Raw genomic sequence first — 13,257 nt, 5'->3', positions numbered from 1 at the left:
CGCCAGCCCTTCGTACGGCGCCGCTGGATGCGCTGCGGGGCGCTCACCGCTCGCTCCCGCTGACGGCCACGACGGCGGCGATGAGGGCGCGGCCCGCCTGGTACCGCACCCGGCGCAGCATCCGGCGGGTCAGGTGGCGTGCGTCGGCGGCGATGGTGGGGGTGCGCGGGTCTCTCACAACGGGGCACCGGGGACGATGCCGTACCCGAAGAGCGCGATGATCGATCACCACGATCGCGACCGTGAGGGAAACCAGCGCCAGGTCGTCGGGGTCCGGGCCGTTCACGTCGTGGGCCCGGTGTCGGCGCGGTCCAGGGCGGCGAGCCGTCGAATGGTTCGGTCCCACCGGGGACCGCGGTACGGGTAGAACCGCACCGCCGCCAGTAGATCGTCTCGCTCCTGCTCGGTGAGCCGGTCGCGCAGGGGCAGGGTGAGGTCCACCCGGTCCGCTGCGCTGACGGTGACCGTGGGGTCCGGGGCGGGGGCGAACAGCACGTCCGACGGGGCGCCAGGGTTGGGGCATCCGATTTGCGAGCACGTGACGTACCCGCCCTCACCGACGAACAGCCCCCGTTTACCGCAAGCGGGGCAGAAGCCCGCGACCCACGGTCGGCCTGTGCCGACACCGTGCTGCACCTCGCTCATCACGCCTCGCCTCCGATGGGTTCCTCTGCCTGCCACTCGGCCCGCTGCTCCCGCAGCGCCTCGTCCCGCGACCCGGTCACCTGACGGCGGCTCACGGTTGGTCTCGATTCACGCCGTTGTGGTCCTCAATTGCGTCGGTAATGACGGCGACTTGCGGGTCAACGGGTCGGCCCAGGTGTTCCTCGCAGCGCCCGGAGAACATCTGGCCCTTGGGTGAGGTGCGGTGGATTGCGTGACCCGTACCGCGGCCCCGATTGCAACCGTCGTAGTTGCAGGCATAGGGGTCCTTGCTCATCGGTCCACTCCCTCTCGTCGCTCAGCGACCAGCCGGTCGGCCGCCTCGTCCCGCAGCGCCTCGTCCCGCGCCTCCTGCTCCCGGGTGTACCGGTCCGTGTCCGTCTCGCAGCCGTCGTGGTCCTCGCACACCCGCAGCTCGCAGGCCGGGTCGTCGTGCGGGCACTGGGGGCTATGGCCCTCGTCGTGGTCGCGGTAGTCGACGGCGTCGCACGGCTCGCCGCAGTCGGTGCAGCGGTAGACCTCCACCAGGCGCGGCGCTCCTGCTACCTGCCATGCCCAGTCATAGGACTCCCAGTTCCGCTCTGCGGCCTCGTCCTTGAGCTGGTCCCACAGGCGGTCGCCCGGGTCGTCCAGGTCGGTGCTCACGATGCGCTCCTCTCGTCGGTGGGGCCGACCTCGTGGAAGCGGACGACGCCGTCGGGGTCGGGGGTGGACGGCCGGAGCAGCGCCGCGATGAGCGCGTCCTCGGACAGGCGGTGGCCGTGCTCGAGCACGGCGCTCTCGGGGATGCCCAGGGCGCGGGCCACGGCGGCGACGTCGGCGAGGTCGAGGGGCCGTGGCCGGCCCCCGTCGCGGCGGGTCACGCGCCCACCGCCGCGAGGTCGAAGAGCGCGAGCTCGACGGGTTCGGGTGACGCTGCGGTGGCGACGGTCTCAGCCGGGCGCAGCATCATGCAGCCACCGGGCGCCGGGGTGCGGACGACACCGAGCAGGTAGCCGAGCATCGCCTGCTGCCCGGTCCGCCAGCGGGTGTACCGCTCGTGCCGGACCTGCCAGCGCGCCTGGTGCGCGGCCATCTCCTTGACGCTGCCCCAGTAGGGGTACGGGTCGTCGAATCCCTCACGGTTGATCTGACGGCCGTCGTCGCGGATCGCCGTCAGCGCCACGCGCATGTCCAACGGCAGGGTGATCCGGCGCAGCTCGGTCCACGTCACCGAGGCGAGGGGCTCGGCGTCGCGGGTGAAGCGACCCACCGTGATGCGCTTGGGGCCGAGCTGCCACATCGTGTGACCCCAGTCCCATGGGGTGCTGTAGACCCAGGTGCCCCCGGCCTGTGTGCTCTTCCACGCAGGGATGCCGTGGTCCGGTTCGAGCAGGCAGTCGACGAGTGACCACCCGCCGATCCCGGCGAGCAGCACCCGCTGGTCCGGCGCGAGCCCGCTCACGACGCAGCCGCCACGAGACGGCGGTGACGCGCGCACAGCTCCTGCGGGGAGAGCCTGCCGCACGGCTCGCCGCGCCGGGTGCCTGAGCGTGGGCCGGTGAGGATCGCGCGGCACGGGATGCGCTCGACCGGCCGCGGCGCCTTGCCCTCGCGGCGGCGGGACTCCCGCCGCTGGCAGTCCTGCGAGCAGAAGCGCCGGCGCATGTGCCGCGCGTGGGGGTCGTGGTGGATGACCACGTCGCAGTCCCGCGAGGCGCACACGGTGTCGTCGAGCGGCGCGGTCGGTGCGGGGGTGGTGGTGCGCGCCGCCCCCGGCGCAGGGGGGTTCGTCGAGGGCGGCGCGACCGTCGCGGCCTGGGGGGTGGCCGCGGCCCGCTCCGGCGTCTTCTTCACCGGGGCGGGCAGCTGGGGGACGAGGCCGTGCTCGTCGCGGTGGTGCTGGCGCATGCGGGCGTGGGTGGCGACGCTGGGCCCCTCGATGTGCAGGGAGCACGCGCGGCACTTCAACGCCATCTCGCTGCCGACGATCCTGATCCCGTCGAACGAGGCGAGGCGGCCCATGACCGGCTCGCCGGCCGGCACCTCGGGAACCTGCTCGCGGGCGGGGGTGGACTGCTCGCCCGCTGGTCGGCGGGTGGTCGTGGTGTTCACGCGCCCACCGACCGGGCCGTGTCGCGCTGCTGGCGGGCCTCGTCGCGCTCGGCCTTGAGGCTGAGGATCGTCGAGCGGACCGCGTGCACCGCGCCGGTGGCGAGTTCCTGGTGGCGGCGGCTGATCTCCCGCTCGCGCTCGGCGCCGGCCTGGCCGTGGGCGGCGACGAGGTTGCCGGCCATCGAGTGCAGCATCTGCGCCTGGGCGTGCAGCACGGCCGCGCTGATCGCGTCCCCCTCGGGCACGGTGGCGAGCTGCGACGCGATGGGGCAGTGGTCGTCGAGGCACCGCTCGGTGCGCCACAGCGCGGCGCCCTCGTGGTCGCGGCCCAGCTCCGGGTCGATGCCCGTCACAGCCCCGTCACCTCGGCCAGGTCGATGCCGAGGGTGTCGGCCCACTCGTCGGTGCCGACGCGCATGCGCACGACGTGGGGCAGCGCGAAGGCGGCCGCGGCTGCGAGGGTGGCGTGCACGTTCGCTGCGGCGAGAAGGTGCACGACCACGTCGCTCGCCACGAGCCCGCTCGCGGCCTGGTCGAGCAGAGCCTCGGCCTGGGCGAGTTGGTCCTCGGCCTGGCGGAAGTGCTGCGGGCCGTTCACTCGTCGGCCCCGGTGGAGAACGGGTCGGCCACCCCGGAGGTGGGGCGCTGCAGCGGGGTGCCGGGCTCGATGTAGTCGGCGTCGCCGGGCTGCGGGGTCGAGGTGTCGGGGTCGGCCCAGTCGCCGGCCTTGCTGCCGTCCTCGTTGAACAGGGCTGGGTCCTGTGGCTCGGCGGGCTCGGGGCCCTGGCCCTCCCAGACCTTCTCGACCTCCATCTTGGCGACGAGACGGACCTCGCCGTCCTTCATCCGCTGGCGCTCGACGGCGACGCAGGTGGCGGTGACGGAGAAAGTGCGGCGGTCGTCGAGGCCGGGCAGGTCGTCCTGGTCCATGGCCATGCCGCGGAACGTGATCCGTCCGCCGTCGTCGATCAGGGGCTCGGTCTGGCTGCTCATCGGGTCTCCTCGGTGAGGTCGTCGGCGAAGGGGTCGTCGTTGGTGGGGGTGACGCGCAGGGTCGGCATGCAGCCGTAGGACGACGCGGCCGTGGAGGCGGCGGCGAGCCGACCGAGGAACGCGCGCTCGGCGTCGGAGGCCTCGATGGCCAGGTGGGTCTGGTCGTCGCAGCCACTGAGGACCACGTACGTCACGGCCACGGCTCAGCCCTCCTGGCCGGGCTCGGGCGGCAGCTCGCCGTCGCCGCGCATCGCGGTGACGGACTCGACGAGCACGCCTTCGTTCTGCAGGTCCTCGAGCGTGTCGATCACCAGGGCGCCCTCGTCGCGGGTGAGGTCGCTCGACGAGGCGAGGGGGCGGCCGACGATGCGGGAGGTCACGTCGAGCCGACCCGTGCGGTCGTCGCCGTCGAGGCCCGCGGCTCGGAAGAGGGCGTGCATCTTGCGGCCCTGCCCCTGGGTGAGCGCGGGGGCGGGCTCGGGCGCCGGCTCGGCGGCCGGGGCCGACTCGGCCGCGCCGGCCTCGGCCCGGGGCGCCACGTTCTCGGCCGCCTCGATGATGGTGCGGGGGCGGACCCGCTCCGCCTTGGCCGTCGTCACCTGCGGCACGCCGTTCTCGGTGCTCGCCAGGCGCAGCTCCTCGACCGAGTGGTCCATGCCCATGAGCGCGTCGCGGGCGATGCGGCGGCAGACGTCGCTGGCGGCCCGGGCGTAGAGCATCGACTCGGGCTGCTTCTGGTAGTTGGCGTTCGAGGTGAACCCGGCCCGCTTGGCCCGCTCGATCGTCCACGTCGAGGTGTAGACCCGGTCGGACCCGCCGCGCTGGCCGCTGACAACGACCTTCTCGGGGCCCTCCTCGTCGACCCACACCTCGTGGCCGGCGGCCAGGACGATCGCCACCATGGCCGCGGCGTACAGCGCGGGCTTCCCGGAGATGACGTAGATGGACTGCAGCGCGGTGGTCGGGTCGAAGCCCACCCGGGCGCCCATGAGGATCGCGACCGCGCCCTCGTCGGGCTTGCCGCGGAACTCCTTCGGGACGAACGAGGTGTTGCACATGATCGTCGCCAGGCGGTGCGCCGCCTCGAGGTCGGCGAGCGAGTCCTGGATGAGGTTGGGCACGGGCAGGGCTGGGGCGGTGTCCTCGCGGACGGCGATCTCGGTCATGCGGTCGGCTCCTCGGATGGTGTTGCGGTGTAGGTCTTCACGGCGGCGGCGTTGGCCACCAGCTTCGGGGGGTGCTCGCCGTTGGGCTGCCGGGTCGCGATCGGCTGGCCGTCCCGCACGGCGCGGCGGGCGCGGCCGAGCGCGTCGAGCACCAGCGCGCCGGCGTGCCGGGCCTCGGTCTCGGCGGCCTTGAGCCCCACCCGGGCGGCGAGGTAGCGGTCGGCCAGCTCGTCGCCCACCTCGACGTCCTCGTCGTCGATCTCAGGGTGGACGGCCCGCATGGCCAGGTAGGTGCTCTCGTCGCCATCTAGCTCGGGGCGACGGTGCTCTGCCAGGTCGTCGAGGAACGCACGGCACGCGCGCTCCAGCGCAGCCCCGACCGCGGGGTCGTACTCGACGAGGTACTCACGGAACTCCAGGCGGGGCAGCAGCACCGCGACCCAGCACCAGCGCGCGCCGGTCACGTGCATCTGGTGCTGCACCTGGGTCGCGTACCCGATCGGCACGTCCTCCAGGCCGCGGCCCCACTCGTCGTCGGCCGCGGCGGACTTGATCTCCAGGAGCGCGGTGGTGCCGTCGGCCTGGCGCACGAGGCGGTCCGGGCTGGCCGCGAGCCACGGGTGCTCGCGGTGGTACCAGGTGCCGGTGCGCTCGACCACGGCGTCGGGGTGCTGGTCGGCCCACCAGTCCGCGATGGCTCCCTCGAGGAAGTGACCGCGCGCCATGACGTCGGTCTGTTCGACCTCGGGCAGGTCGCCGTGCATCCGCAGCCACAGGTCGACGCGCGACTGGTACGGGCTGAGCCGCACCACGGACGCGACCTTGCTGGCCGTCATCACGGCCATCCACTCCGGCGACCCCGGGGTGAGCAGCGGGCCGGGGCGGCCGGTGAGCCCGTCAGCACGCGCCGGCGCTGCGCCGACCTCGGCCAGGTGGGGGCCGGCCCATGCCTCGACGTCGCGGCGGGCCAGCAGCTTGCGGCGGCCGCGGCGCTCAGCCCGCGGGGCGGTCTCCCCGGCCCGTGCGCGGCGGCGGCGGAGCGTTCGCTCTGAGCAGCCCATCCACCGGGCCGTCTCGGCGAGCGTCATCGTCTCGTGCTCGCTCATCGCAGCGGCTCCCAGCGGACCGTCGTCCCAGTCCACTCCGCGTGGCAGGTCGAGCACCGGCACCAGGTGGCCACGAGGAAGGCGATCCGGTGCTCAGCGGCATGAGTCGCGCAGAGCAGCTCGGCATCACCGCAGGGCCCCACGAGTGCCCACACAGCGGGCCGCTCGCAGGTGCTGCTCGGAATGCCCAGGCCAGGAGCAGCGGTGCTGCCGTCGCACCCTGGTCGGGTGCCGTCGTCGAGCACGGCCTGGTCGTGCTCAGGAGTCAGGGTGTCGCTCATCGCTGCCCCCCGTCGTGCGTGTACCGCGACGCGCAGGCCGCGCAGCACGGGGCGTCGGCGGTGCCCGTCAGGCACTGCGCCCGCGACATCCCGCACGACGAGCACGCGCTGGTGATGCGCACGCCGCCGGCCGCGGCCCGGTGCCCCTTCTCGGCGCCGTGCACCAGGGCCCAGACGATCGCGACCGCGGCGAACCAGACGCCGCCGGCGAGCACGGCCTGCGTGGTGGTCAGCACCGGACACCTCGCACGGCAGTGCGCGGTGGGTCCGGCGGCCACTCGGCGAGCACCTCGTCGTCGAGCTCGTCGACGGCGAGCGGGTCCAGCACGGGGGCGCTCACCGGTTCACCGACTCTCGCAGCGCGCTGGCCTCAGCGTTGTAGTCGTTGGCCAGGTCGGCCTGCAGCCGGGCCAGCTCGGTATTGCCCGCCCGGTGCGCCTCGGCCGCACCGGCTCGCGCCGTGGCGGCACGGCGGTCGAGGTCGTCGGCGCGGCTGCGCACCCGCATGTCCGGGTAGATCAGGTGACGGCCGAGGTAGCCGAGCAGCAGCACCGGCCAGAACCAGCAGACACAGAGACCCAGGGCGGCGGACAGCACGCGGTCCTCGACCTCGGGCTCGAAGGCGCTCTGCTCCACGGTGCGCCGGGCGACGAACACCAGGGTCACCAGGCAGCCGGCGACGTACAGCATGACGATCAGCCAGCCGCTCATCCGAGCACCGCCCAGCGGGCCAGCCACAGCAGCGCCGAGACACCGGCCGCGACGGGGCGCCACAGCAGCGCGCCGGTGACGGCGACGCCGAGGACCAGGAGCACCGGCGACGGCCACCACGCGTCGGGCTCGGCGGCGCGGTGACCGCACGGCTCACCGTGCAGCGGCTCGTCGTCGAGGTCGTCCTCGTCGAGCCACGTCGGCGCGCTCACTGGTCGGCCCCGCCGACGAACCGGACCCACGCACGGCCCTCGTGCACCCGCGCCTCGAACCAGCCCTTGGGGGTGAAGAACCCGTTGTCGCCGTCGTTGATGGAGCGGGACAGGTGGTCGGCGGAGTCGGGGGTGATGGCCCGCGGGTACAGCCCCCACCGCCCGGCCTCGGTGCGGCACGCCTCGGCGAAGTCGGGGATGTTCCCGGCGCGGGAGTTGGGCAGGGCGTCGACGAAGACGTAGTGCGGCTCGGTCATGGCTGGCTCCTGAACGGGGTGACGGTGGAGGGGGTCTCGCGGGCGGCCTCGCGCTCGGCGCGGGCGGCGGTGGCCGCGAGGTTGGCCGCGGCCTGGGCGGCGCCCTGGCGGGCAACGACGGGGCTGGTGCCGGCGCGGTCGTCGACGCACTCCGGCGACGAGCACCAGGCGATGCGGGCCCAGGTCTCGCGCCGCGGCGGCGGCTCGCCCGTGGGCGACCAGTCGTCGGGGAAGGTCGGCAGCTGGGTGAAGCCGAGCCACGTCGGGGTGCCGCCGCAGGCGATGCACTCCTGCCAGCCGAGGGCGTCGTGGTCGGCGTCGAGGAAGCCGGTCGGCGCGGTCATGACAGCCGTCCCGCGGCGCGGAGCAGCTGCACGCAGGACTCGAGCTGGCCCCACCGGTCGTCGGTCGGATGCACGTGGCTCAGGTGCCGGCGCGCGGTGGCGATCAGTTCGAGCGGGGTGGCCCGCTCCGGGGACTCGGTGAAGTCGCGCAGCCAGTGCAGCGCGGCGTCCGGCGTGAGGATGGCCTGCCGGCTCATGACGCCACCCGCTCGGCCAGCGCGTTCACCGGGGCCAGCAGCGCGGAGAGCGACAGGTCCTGCGGCAGCATCGCGGCCAGGGCCACGAGGGCGTCGGTGAGCGCGTCCCGGTCGAGGGTGTCCAGCCAGGTGCGGACCACGGCCGGGTCGTCGTCCCACACCCGCTGGCTGATGAGCAGGGCCCGCTCGGCGGCGTGGTCGCAGCGGCGCAGGTGCTCGGCGGTGGGCGGCGCGACGGGGGCCGGCGCCGCGAGGTGCCGGACGGTGGCCCGGGCGTAGGTGTCGTCGTGGCTCATCGCGCACCGCCGTCAGCGACCTCGTGCCACGCCTCTGCGTGGTCCTTGAGGATAAGGACGCGGTCGTTCTGCACGCCGGCGATGCCGACGGACATCGAGCCCAACCCGCCGGTGCCCGTCGACAGGACGATGACCAGCGAGCCGGGCAACTTCTCCCACCGCTCGACGCCGACGGTGAGCATGATCTGCATGACGTGGTCGAGCCCGTAGGCCGTGCCAAGCCGGTCGCTGGGGTAGACCGGCCGACCGTCCGCGTCGCGCTTGCACTCGTCGAGACAGTGCCCGCCGACGCTGACGCCGCCGCCCGGGTACTCGCAGACGAGGCTGGCGGTCAGGATGCCGTGGTCCTCCCAGCCCAGACGGGTGGACTTGATCGTCATCAGCTGCCCGGCGTAGTCGGCGCCGTTGTGGCTGACCGTGATCCGCGGGCTCATCGCGCACCCCGCACGTCGAGCCCGACCGGCCTGTACCCGCGCAGCGGGTTGCGCTGCGGCTCGTGCGCGGTGCACAGCCCCGACGCGTTCACGGTCTCCGTGCTGCAGGTGACGAGCACACCGTCGTCGTCGAGCTCGACGAACGAGCAGCGGCGCACCGGCAGCGAGGTATGCCGGGCGCACGCCTCGAAGTGGCCGTCGACGGACGGCTGGCCGCAGCGGTGGGTGGTGCCGGGGTCGCGGGCCAGGCAGGCCTCGAACATCTGCAGCAGCCACTTCGGGGCGGGCGGCGTCGGGCGGCTCACTTCGACCGCCGGCGGTTGATGCGGCGGGACGCGCGGGCCACGCGGTTGCGGGCGCGGCGCTCGGCCACCGTGACGGGGTCGACGGTGCCGCCGTAGACCTGCCGGGCCTGCAGCCCCGCCAGGATCATCCGCTCGTAGGCGGTGGGGGGACGGACGGCCGCGGGGCGGCTGAGGTCGTCCTGCTGCTGGGTAGCATCGGGATCGCGCATCGGTTCTCTCCTCGGTAGGTAGGGCTGATGTGCCGCCCCTCGCCCTGGCCGGCGGGGGGCTTCTTCGTGGGTCAGGACGGGCGACGGCGCGCGGCGAGGTCAGCCGGCGACGGGTGGAAAGCGACGCGTGCGGCGGGCGCGGTGTTCGCGACGCCGGGCTGCTCGGGGCTCAGCACTGGACCGCCCGCCGCAAAGCGCGCGGCTCGCACGGCGGTCTCGGTCAGCACGTCGCGCTCGGGTGCGACCCAGCCGTCGCGCGACATCGACGCCAACCGCCTCAACGCGTCGGCCAGGCGCTCGGCGTGGCGGGGGGTTAGCTCGACGGTGGCGCCGCCGACGGTCAGCGTCACCGCGGCCCAGCCGGGGCGGGCCGGGGTCGTCGCGGTGGCGGGCAGCTCCGGGGCCTGGGGGCCGAGGGCGACGGTGACCCGGGGGCTGGTGCCGGGCAGGTGGGCGGTCATGCCGTGGCTCCGAGCAGGTCGCCCGTGGTGCGCACACCCGAGCGGCGGATCGCCGACACGATCTGCGCCGCACCCTCGTCGAAGGTGCTGGCGCTAGCGGTGGCCTGGGCGGCGTTGCGGTACCGCTCGGTGGTGGCGGCCTGCCAGTCGTCGACCGTCCAGTGGCGCAGCGACTTGTCCCGGCCGTCGCCGAGCGCGAACGCCTGGTCGAGCTTGGGGTCCGCGGTGCCCAGGATCGTCTCGCCGTTGATGGCGTCGAGCAGGTCGCCCATGGTCCGGCGCATCGACGAGCGCCGGCGGTCCCGCTCCGGCTTGACGACGCGGTCGAACAGGTTGCGTCCCTGGGTCACCAGGTCGTCCTGCACGGGGGTGATGCGGCCGGTCTCCACGTCGTCGCAGTAGCGCTGGGCCACCTGGTCGCGGACCTTGTGGGGCTCCGTGCCGTCGGACCCCGACTCGGCCACGGCCTCGTCGTAGCGGTCGAGGAACCACTGGGCGTCAGTCATCGAGGGTCGTCCTCCACTCGGCCAGGAAGCTGATGAACGCCGCGGCTGCGGCGAGGTTCTCGGGGGTGAACTCGCGCGCGTACTGCGGCGGGCTGAGCCGGTCCCAGCGGAACTCGGCCATCAGGTTGGGCAGGTCGGCGTGGTCGCCGTAGCCGCCGATGATCTGCAGCCCGCGGGCGATGCCGGAGTAGAGGTCGGTCATGGCCGCCTCGTGGTCAGCGGCCCGCTTCGCCTCGGCGGTGGTGTCGGCCCGGCGGCGGGTCGCGTCGGGGTCCTCGACCACCTCGCCGTCAAGAACCGGCGCAGGGTCCTCGCCCTTCTCAGCAGGGGCGTCGGTACTGCCGACCCCCTTCGGCTCGGGCCGGCGGTAGGACTTCCCGTCCGTGCCGGTGGTGCGCGGCGGCGCGGGCTGGTTCAGCTCGGCCAGGTCGTCGGCCGTGATGAGGTCTGTGACGTGCGGCGGGGCGGTCCGCTCGGTGGCAGGTGCGTCAGATGACGCACCTGCCAAGTCGCGCCGCACCGTGGGCTCGCTCTGGCCCGTCGCCGAGGCTATGGCCCGCAGGCTCATGCCCTGGTCTCGTAGCGACGACACCACCTCGCGCCGCTCCTCGCGGGGGAGCCGGATGCGCGACCCGCCGAACTCGTTCTCGCAGTAGTCGTCCCACGAGTCGTAGCCGAGCGCGGTCCAGACGCGCCCCTGGTACGCCGCGACGATGAGGTCCCACGCGCCCTTGATCGTGATGCGGATCGAGGCGGTGATCTCGCGCGCCTGCACCTCGGTGAGGCTGGCGACGCCGGCGGTCGTGGCGGCGCTCACGCGGGCTGCTCGGTCGTGGCGGTGGCGCTCAGGTTGTCGATGGACTCGACGGAGAAGCGGTGGTGGCCGCCCGGCGTGGTGAGTGCGGGGACGAGCTGCCCGGTCAGGACCCACCGGCGGACGGTCGAGGCGTCGACCGCCAGGCGGTCGGCCACCTGCCGGGTGGTGAGGAGGGGGGACTGGTGCATGCCGTGAAGACTCGCATCATGCGTGAGTCGCGTCAAGCGTGAATTACAAGCGTGTCGTCACCAGGTTGTGTCTATGCACGCCTTGCGCGGGATGCGCGATACGGCGCAAGATGTGCGACATGACGACGCAGACAGAGGGCCGGTGGGTCCCGACCACCGAGACGTTCGGGGCCCGCCTCGCGCTGGTACGCCACCGGATGGGCTGGAACGCGAAGGAGGCCGCGCTCGCGTGCGGCATCAGCCAGGGCTCGTGGCGCGAGTGGGAGCTGAAGGGCCGGCTGCCCCGCGGGTTCGCGGCGACCGCAGCCGCGATCGCCGAGCGCACGGGCGTCGACGACTACTGGCTGATGACCGGACGAACGAACCCCCGCCCGGACGGTGGTCCGGACGGGGGCTCTACGGAGCGTGACGACGCTACCGGCGCGGCTGCAACGACAGAGCGATGGAGTTGATGCAGTACCGCTGGTCGGTCGGGGTGGGGTAGCCCTCGCCCTCGAAGACGTGGCCCAGGTGGCTGTGGCAGCTGGCGCACAGCACCTCGACCCGCTTCATGAACATCGAGCGGTCCTCCCTGAGGATGACCGCGTCGGTGTCGGACGGGGAGAAGAAGGACGGCCACCCGCAGTGCGACTCGAACTTGTGGTCGCTGCGGAAGATCTCGGCGCCGCACGCGCGGCACGAGTACACGCCCTCGGTGGTGGTGTCGGTGTACTCGCCGACCCCGGGACGCTCCGTGCCCGCCTGGCGCAGCACGGCGTACTCCTGCGGGGTGAGCTTCTGGCGCCACTCGTCGTCGGAGAGGACGACCTTCGGGGTGGCACCGGTGACAGGGGAGGAGGCCATGGCTCCAGGCTAACCCCGCGCGCCGGGGTGCCGCCGGGACGACGGGTACGCCCTCAGAAGAGCGTGGTCACCACGAGGCCGAGCGCGTTCCACACCGTGAACACCACGCCGAGCAGCATGAGCGACACCAGCGCCACCGCCACCAGCCGGGGCAGGCCCGAGGAGCGGTTCGCGGAGTCGGCGAAGTCCCCGACCGCCGCCAGGTAGCCCTCGACTGTGTAGCCGGAGCGCTGCTGCTCCACGCGGTCGAGGTGGCGGGCGAAGGCCTGCGCCTCGGGGTCGTCGCGGTCGAGCCCGACGAGGTCGTCGGCGAAGCGGTCGCGCTCCCCGCTGCGGACGCCCCGCACCCACGGACCGTCCGGCTCGTCGTGGTGGGTGGGGCTCACGACGACGACGGTAGCGCGGACCGGGCCCGGCGCGCCGCGCTCAGGGCGGGCAGACGGTGTCGCGGGCGGGCAGCGCCGCCGAGCCCAGGTAGGTCGTGACCGCGGCGCGCGCGCAGCCGGAGCCGACGAGGACCGGGTGCCCGGTGCCCTGCCACTGCAGCGTGCCGGTGGCGGCCCCCGCCTGGGTGAGCACCCCGGCGGTGCGGACGGCGTCCTGCGGTCCCGCCGTCGGGTCGGCGGCGGGGGAGAGGACCAGCACCGGCGGCAGCGCGGACAGCCCGGTCACCCCGGGCGGGGTGGACGGGGTGGGCCAGGCCAGGCACTGGGCGAGCAGCCCGGCGGCCGAGGCCCCGAACACGGGGTGATCGGTGCGCCAGCGGTCCACGAGCTGGCCCACCTGCTCGGGCGTGGGCCGCAGCGCCGCGTCGGAGCAGCGGGCGGCGAAGGCGCCGTCCAGCCCGGCCGGGTCGAGCAGGTCCAGCACCGGCCCGCCGTCCCCCGCGGCGGCCGACGCGAGCGCGCCGAGCAGCCGGTCGGTGGCCGCGGTGCCCGGCACGGCCAGCCCGGCTCGCAGCCCGGCGAGCAGGGCGCCCGAGGTCAGGGCCCGCCCCCCGGCGGCGGGGATGCCGCCCCCGGCGCGGGCTCGCGCCAGCAGCTCGGTCACCGCAGCCCGCAGGTCGGCCCCCAGCGGGCAGCCGGTGGCGACGCACCGCGCGGCGGCGGCGTCCAGGGCGGTCTCCGCGCCGGCGGCCGCGGCGTCCGCGCGGGCGACGGCGTCGGCGCCGGGG

At 74.2% G+C, this 13,257-nt stretch carries 30 protein-coding genes; 1 reads left to right on the top strand and 29 read right to left on the bottom strand.

The genetic code is table 11. The features are described 5' to 3' along the window. Positions 1 to 43: 43 nt before the first annotated feature. The 26 genes from ACYVOF_RS00690 to ACYVOF_RS00565 form a co-directional block, all read right to left on the bottom strand. Positions 44 to 178, bottom strand: coding sequence for a hypothetical protein (locus ACYVOF_RS00690; protein ID WP_460863344.1), 135 nt, complete (start codon positions 176 to 178; stop codon positions 44 to 46). Positions 179 to 282: 104 nt separating this feature from the next. Further along, the gene (locus ACYVOF_RS00685; protein ID WP_460863342.1) at positions 283 to 645 is read right to left on the bottom strand and encodes a DUF6085 family protein; all 363 of its coding nucleotides are present in this window, start codon (positions 643 to 645) and stop codon (positions 283 to 285) included. A 291-nt stretch (positions 646 to 936) separates the two neighbouring features. After that, positions 937 to 1,308: a hypothetical protein gene (locus ACYVOF_RS00680; RefSeq protein WP_460863341.1), complete on the bottom strand. Its 372-nt coding sequence runs from the start codon at positions 1,306 to 1,308 to the stop codon at positions 937 to 939. After that, positions 1,305 to 1,526 (bottom strand): hypothetical protein, encoded by a 222-nt coding sequence (locus ACYVOF_RS00675; protein WP_460863339.1) that lies wholly within the window; start codon positions 1,524 to 1,526, stop codon positions 1,305 to 1,307. Before ACYVOF_RS00675 ends, ACYVOF_RS00680 begins: the two co-directional genes overlap by 4 nt. After that, on the bottom strand, positions 1,523 to 2,107 hold the full coding sequence (locus tag ACYVOF_RS00670) for a hypothetical protein (RefSeq protein WP_460863338.1): 585 nt from the start codon (positions 2,105 to 2,107) through the stop codon (positions 1,523 to 1,525). The genes ACYVOF_RS00675 and ACYVOF_RS00670 overlap by 4 nt, the downstream gene beginning before the upstream one ends. Further along, on the bottom strand, positions 2,104 to 2,757 hold the full coding sequence (locus tag ACYVOF_RS00665) for a hypothetical protein (RefSeq protein ID WP_460863336.1): 654 nt from the start codon (positions 2,755 to 2,757) through the stop codon (positions 2,104 to 2,106). The genes ACYVOF_RS00670 and ACYVOF_RS00665 overlap by 4 nt, the downstream gene beginning before the upstream one ends. Continuing rightward, positions 2,754 to 3,110 (bottom strand): hypothetical protein, encoded by a 357-nt coding sequence (locus ACYVOF_RS00660; RefSeq protein WP_460863334.1) that lies wholly within the window; start codon positions 3,108 to 3,110, stop codon positions 2,754 to 2,756. Before ACYVOF_RS00660 ends, ACYVOF_RS00665 begins: the two co-directional genes overlap by 4 nt. Beyond that, positions 3,107 to 3,355 (bottom strand): hypothetical protein, encoded by a 249-nt coding sequence (locus ACYVOF_RS00655; RefSeq protein WP_460863332.1) that lies wholly within the window; start codon positions 3,353 to 3,355, stop codon positions 3,107 to 3,109. Before ACYVOF_RS00655 ends, ACYVOF_RS00660 begins: the two co-directional genes overlap by 4 nt. Continuing rightward, the gene (locus ACYVOF_RS00650) at positions 3,352 to 3,750 is read right to left on the bottom strand and encodes a hypothetical protein (protein ID WP_460863331.1); all 399 of its coding nucleotides are present in this window, start codon (positions 3,748 to 3,750) and stop codon (positions 3,352 to 3,354) included. The genes ACYVOF_RS00655 and ACYVOF_RS00650 overlap by 4 nt, the downstream gene beginning before the upstream one ends. Beyond that, a complete protein-coding gene (locus ACYVOF_RS00645; protein ID WP_460863329.1) occupies positions 3,747 to 3,950 on the bottom strand; it encodes a hypothetical protein in 204 nt (67 codons plus the stop codon). The genes ACYVOF_RS00650 and ACYVOF_RS00645 overlap by 4 nt, the downstream gene beginning before the upstream one ends. 3 nt (positions 3,951 to 3,953) lie before the next feature. Beyond that, a complete protein-coding gene (locus ACYVOF_RS00640; RefSeq protein ID WP_460863327.1) occupies positions 3,954 to 4,916 on the bottom strand; it encodes a hypothetical protein in 963 nt (320 codons plus the stop codon). Then, the gene (locus ACYVOF_RS00635) at positions 4,913 to 6,022 is read right to left on the bottom strand and encodes a YqaJ viral recombinase family nuclease (protein ID WP_460863326.1); all 1,110 of its coding nucleotides are present in this window, start codon (positions 6,020 to 6,022) and stop codon (positions 4,913 to 4,915) included. The genes ACYVOF_RS00640 and ACYVOF_RS00635 overlap by 4 nt, the downstream gene beginning before the upstream one ends. Before the next feature lie 277 nt (positions 6,023 to 6,299). Continuing rightward, the gene (locus tag ACYVOF_RS00630) at positions 6,300 to 6,539 is read right to left on the bottom strand and encodes a hypothetical protein (protein WP_460863324.1); all 240 of its coding nucleotides are present in this window, start codon (positions 6,537 to 6,539) and stop codon (positions 6,300 to 6,302) included. 100 nt (positions 6,540 to 6,639) lie between these two features. After that, positions 6,640 to 7,014, bottom strand: coding sequence for a hypothetical protein (locus ACYVOF_RS00625; protein ID WP_460863322.1), 375 nt, complete (start codon positions 7,012 to 7,014; stop codon positions 6,640 to 6,642). Continuing rightward, positions 7,011 to 7,226 (bottom strand): hypothetical protein, encoded by a 216-nt coding sequence (locus ACYVOF_RS00620; protein WP_460863320.1) that lies wholly within the window; start codon positions 7,224 to 7,226, stop codon positions 7,011 to 7,013. The genes ACYVOF_RS00625 and ACYVOF_RS00620 overlap by 4 nt, the downstream gene beginning before the upstream one ends. Continuing rightward, a complete protein-coding gene (locus tag ACYVOF_RS00615) occupies positions 7,223 to 7,483 on the bottom strand; it encodes a hypothetical protein (RefSeq protein WP_460863318.1) in 261 nt (86 codons plus the stop codon). The genes ACYVOF_RS00620 and ACYVOF_RS00615 overlap by 4 nt, the downstream gene beginning before the upstream one ends. Further along, complete coding sequence (locus ACYVOF_RS00610; protein WP_460863316.1) at positions 7,480 to 7,827, bottom strand: hypothetical protein; 348 nt, start codon at positions 7,825 to 7,827, stop codon at positions 7,480 to 7,482. Before ACYVOF_RS00610 ends, ACYVOF_RS00615 begins: the two co-directional genes overlap by 4 nt. Continuing rightward, positions 7,824 to 8,024 (bottom strand): hypothetical protein, encoded by a 201-nt coding sequence (locus tag ACYVOF_RS00605; RefSeq protein ID WP_460863314.1) that lies wholly within the window; start codon positions 8,022 to 8,024, stop codon positions 7,824 to 7,826. Before ACYVOF_RS00605 ends, ACYVOF_RS00610 begins: the two co-directional genes overlap by 4 nt. After that, positions 8,021 to 8,320: a hypothetical protein gene (locus ACYVOF_RS00600; protein ID WP_460863313.1), complete on the bottom strand. Its 300-nt coding sequence runs from the start codon at positions 8,318 to 8,320 to the stop codon at positions 8,021 to 8,023. Before ACYVOF_RS00600 ends, ACYVOF_RS00605 begins: the two co-directional genes overlap by 4 nt. Continuing rightward, positions 8,317 to 8,754, bottom strand: a complete 438-nt coding sequence (locus ACYVOF_RS00595) for a hypothetical protein (protein ID WP_460863311.1) — start codon at positions 8,752 to 8,754, stop codon at positions 8,317 to 8,319. Before ACYVOF_RS00595 ends, ACYVOF_RS00600 begins: the two co-directional genes overlap by 4 nt. Further along, entirely contained in the window at positions 8,751 to 9,059 is a 309-nt protein-coding gene (locus ACYVOF_RS00590; protein WP_460863309.1) for a hypothetical protein, read from the bottom strand. The genes ACYVOF_RS00595 and ACYVOF_RS00590 overlap by 4 nt, the downstream gene beginning before the upstream one ends. Beyond that, positions 9,056 to 9,268, bottom strand: coding sequence for a hypothetical protein (locus tag ACYVOF_RS00585; protein ID WP_460863307.1), 213 nt, complete (start codon positions 9,266 to 9,268; stop codon positions 9,056 to 9,058). The genes ACYVOF_RS00590 and ACYVOF_RS00585 overlap by 4 nt, the downstream gene beginning before the upstream one ends. 71 nt (positions 9,269 to 9,339) lie before the next feature. Continuing rightward, a complete protein-coding gene (locus ACYVOF_RS00580) occupies positions 9,340 to 9,729 on the bottom strand; it encodes a hypothetical protein (protein WP_460863305.1) in 390 nt (129 codons plus the stop codon). Next, positions 9,726 to 10,235, bottom strand: a complete 510-nt coding sequence (locus ACYVOF_RS00575; RefSeq protein ID WP_460863303.1) for a hypothetical protein — start codon at positions 10,233 to 10,235, stop codon at positions 9,726 to 9,728. Before ACYVOF_RS00575 ends, ACYVOF_RS00580 begins: the two co-directional genes overlap by 4 nt. Further along, positions 10,228 to 11,052, bottom strand: a complete 825-nt coding sequence (locus ACYVOF_RS00570) for a hypothetical protein (protein WP_460863302.1) — start codon at positions 11,050 to 11,052, stop codon at positions 10,228 to 10,230. Before ACYVOF_RS00570 ends, ACYVOF_RS00575 begins: the two co-directional genes overlap by 8 nt. Beyond that, a complete protein-coding gene (locus tag ACYVOF_RS00565; protein WP_460863300.1) occupies positions 11,049 to 11,240 on the bottom strand; it encodes a helix-turn-helix domain-containing protein in 192 nt (63 codons plus the stop codon). The genes ACYVOF_RS00570 and ACYVOF_RS00565 overlap by 4 nt, the downstream gene beginning before the upstream one ends. A 119-nt stretch (positions 11,241 to 11,359) precedes the next feature. Here ACYVOF_RS00565 and ACYVOF_RS00560 point away from each other — a divergent pair, with 119 nt between their 5' ends. Further along, positions 11,360 to 11,692 carry an XRE family transcriptional regulator gene (locus ACYVOF_RS00560; RefSeq protein WP_460863298.1) on the top strand — a complete coding sequence of 111 codons (333 nt, stop codon included), beginning with the start codon at positions 11,360 to 11,362 and terminating at the stop codon, positions 11,690 to 11,692. Here ACYVOF_RS00560 and msrB read toward each other — a convergent pair. From msrB to ACYVOF_RS00545, 3 genes are all read right to left on the bottom strand, one after another. Further along, complete coding sequence (msrB, locus tag ACYVOF_RS00555; RefSeq protein WP_460863295.1) at positions 11,655 to 12,083, bottom strand: peptide-methionine (R)-S-oxide reductase MsrB; 429 nt, start codon at positions 12,081 to 12,083, stop codon at positions 11,655 to 11,657. The genes ACYVOF_RS00560 and msrB overlap by 38 nt on opposite strands. 53 nt (positions 12,084 to 12,136) lie before the next feature. Then, positions 12,137 to 12,469, bottom strand: a complete 333-nt coding sequence (locus tag ACYVOF_RS00550) for a hypothetical protein (protein ID WP_460863293.1) — start codon at positions 12,467 to 12,469, stop codon at positions 12,137 to 12,139. A gap of 40 nt (positions 12,470 to 12,509) precedes the next feature. Further along, positions 12,510 to 13,257: alpha/beta hydrolase (locus ACYVOF_RS00545; RefSeq protein ID WP_460863291.1), on the bottom strand; the 748-nt coding region annotated here is incomplete at its 5' end.

Source organism: Rhodococcus aerolatus (assembly GCF_054783215.1).
Note: the sequence above shows the minus strand (reverse complement) of the source record. Positions and strands in the feature narration are given on the sequence as shown.

What these genes read in the sequence shown, in the direction of transcription:
- ACYVOF_RS00600 (WP_460863313.1), bottom strand. Translation starts at nt 8,320, where the DNA reads ATGAGCCACGACGACACCTACGCCCGGGCCACCGTCCGGCACCTCGCG.
- ACYVOF_RS00580 (WP_460863305.1), bottom strand. Translation starts at nt 9,729, where the DNA reads ATGACCGCCCACCTGCCCGGCACCAGCCCCCGGGTCACCGTCGCCCTC.
- msrB (WP_460863295.1), bottom strand. Translation starts at nt 12,083, where the DNA reads ATGGCCTCCTCCCCTGTCACCGGTGCCACCCCGAAGGTCGTCCTCTCC.
- ACYVOF_RS00565 (WP_460863300.1), bottom strand. Translation starts at nt 11,240, where the DNA reads ATGCACCAGTCCCCCCTCCTCACCACCCGGCAGGTGGCCGACCGCCTG.
- ACYVOF_RS00585 (WP_460863307.1), bottom strand. Translation starts at nt 9,268, where the DNA reads ATGCGCGATCCCGATGCTACCCAGCAGCAGGACGACCTCAGCCGCCCC.
- ACYVOF_RS00615 (WP_460863318.1), bottom strand. Translation starts at nt 7,483, where the DNA reads ATGACCGAGCCGCACTACGTCTTCGTCGACGCCCTGCCCAACTCCCGC.
- ACYVOF_RS00625 (WP_460863322.1), bottom strand. Translation starts at nt 7,014, where the DNA reads ATGAGCGGCTGGCTGATCGTCATGCTGTACGTCGCCGGCTGCCTGGTG.
- ACYVOF_RS00610 (WP_460863316.1), bottom strand. Translation starts at nt 7,827, where the DNA reads ATGACCGCGCCGACCGGCTTCCTCGACGCCGACCACGACGCCCTCGGC.
- ACYVOF_RS00595 (WP_460863311.1), bottom strand. Translation starts at nt 8,754, where the DNA reads ATGAGCCCGCGGATCACGGTCAGCCACAACGGCGCCGACTACGCCGGG.
- ACYVOF_RS00640 (WP_460863327.1), bottom strand. Translation starts at nt 4,916, where the DNA reads ATGACCGAGATCGCCGTCCGCGAGGACACCGCCCCAGCCCTGCCCGTG.
- ACYVOF_RS00650 (WP_460863331.1), bottom strand. Translation starts at nt 3,750, where the DNA reads ATGAGCAGCCAGACCGAGCCCCTGATCGACGACGGCGGACGGATCACG.
- ACYVOF_RS00635 (WP_460863326.1), bottom strand. Translation starts at nt 6,022, where the DNA reads ATGAGCGAGCACGAGACGATGACGCTCGCCGAGACGGCCCGGTGGATG.
- ACYVOF_RS00575 (WP_460863303.1), bottom strand. Translation starts at nt 10,235, where the DNA reads ATGACTGACGCCCAGTGGTTCCTCGACCGCTACGACGAGGCCGTGGCC.
- ACYVOF_RS00560 (WP_460863298.1), top strand. Translation starts at nt 11,360, where the DNA reads ATGACGACGCAGACAGAGGGCCGGTGGGTCCCGACCACCGAGACGTTC.
- ACYVOF_RS00605 (WP_460863314.1), bottom strand. Translation starts at nt 8,024, where the DNA reads ATGAGCCGGCAGGCCATCCTCACGCCGGACGCCGCGCTGCACTGGCTG.
- ACYVOF_RS00685 (WP_460863342.1), bottom strand. Translation starts at nt 645, where the DNA reads ATGAGCGAGGTGCAGCACGGTGTCGGCACAGGCCGACCGTGGGTCGCG.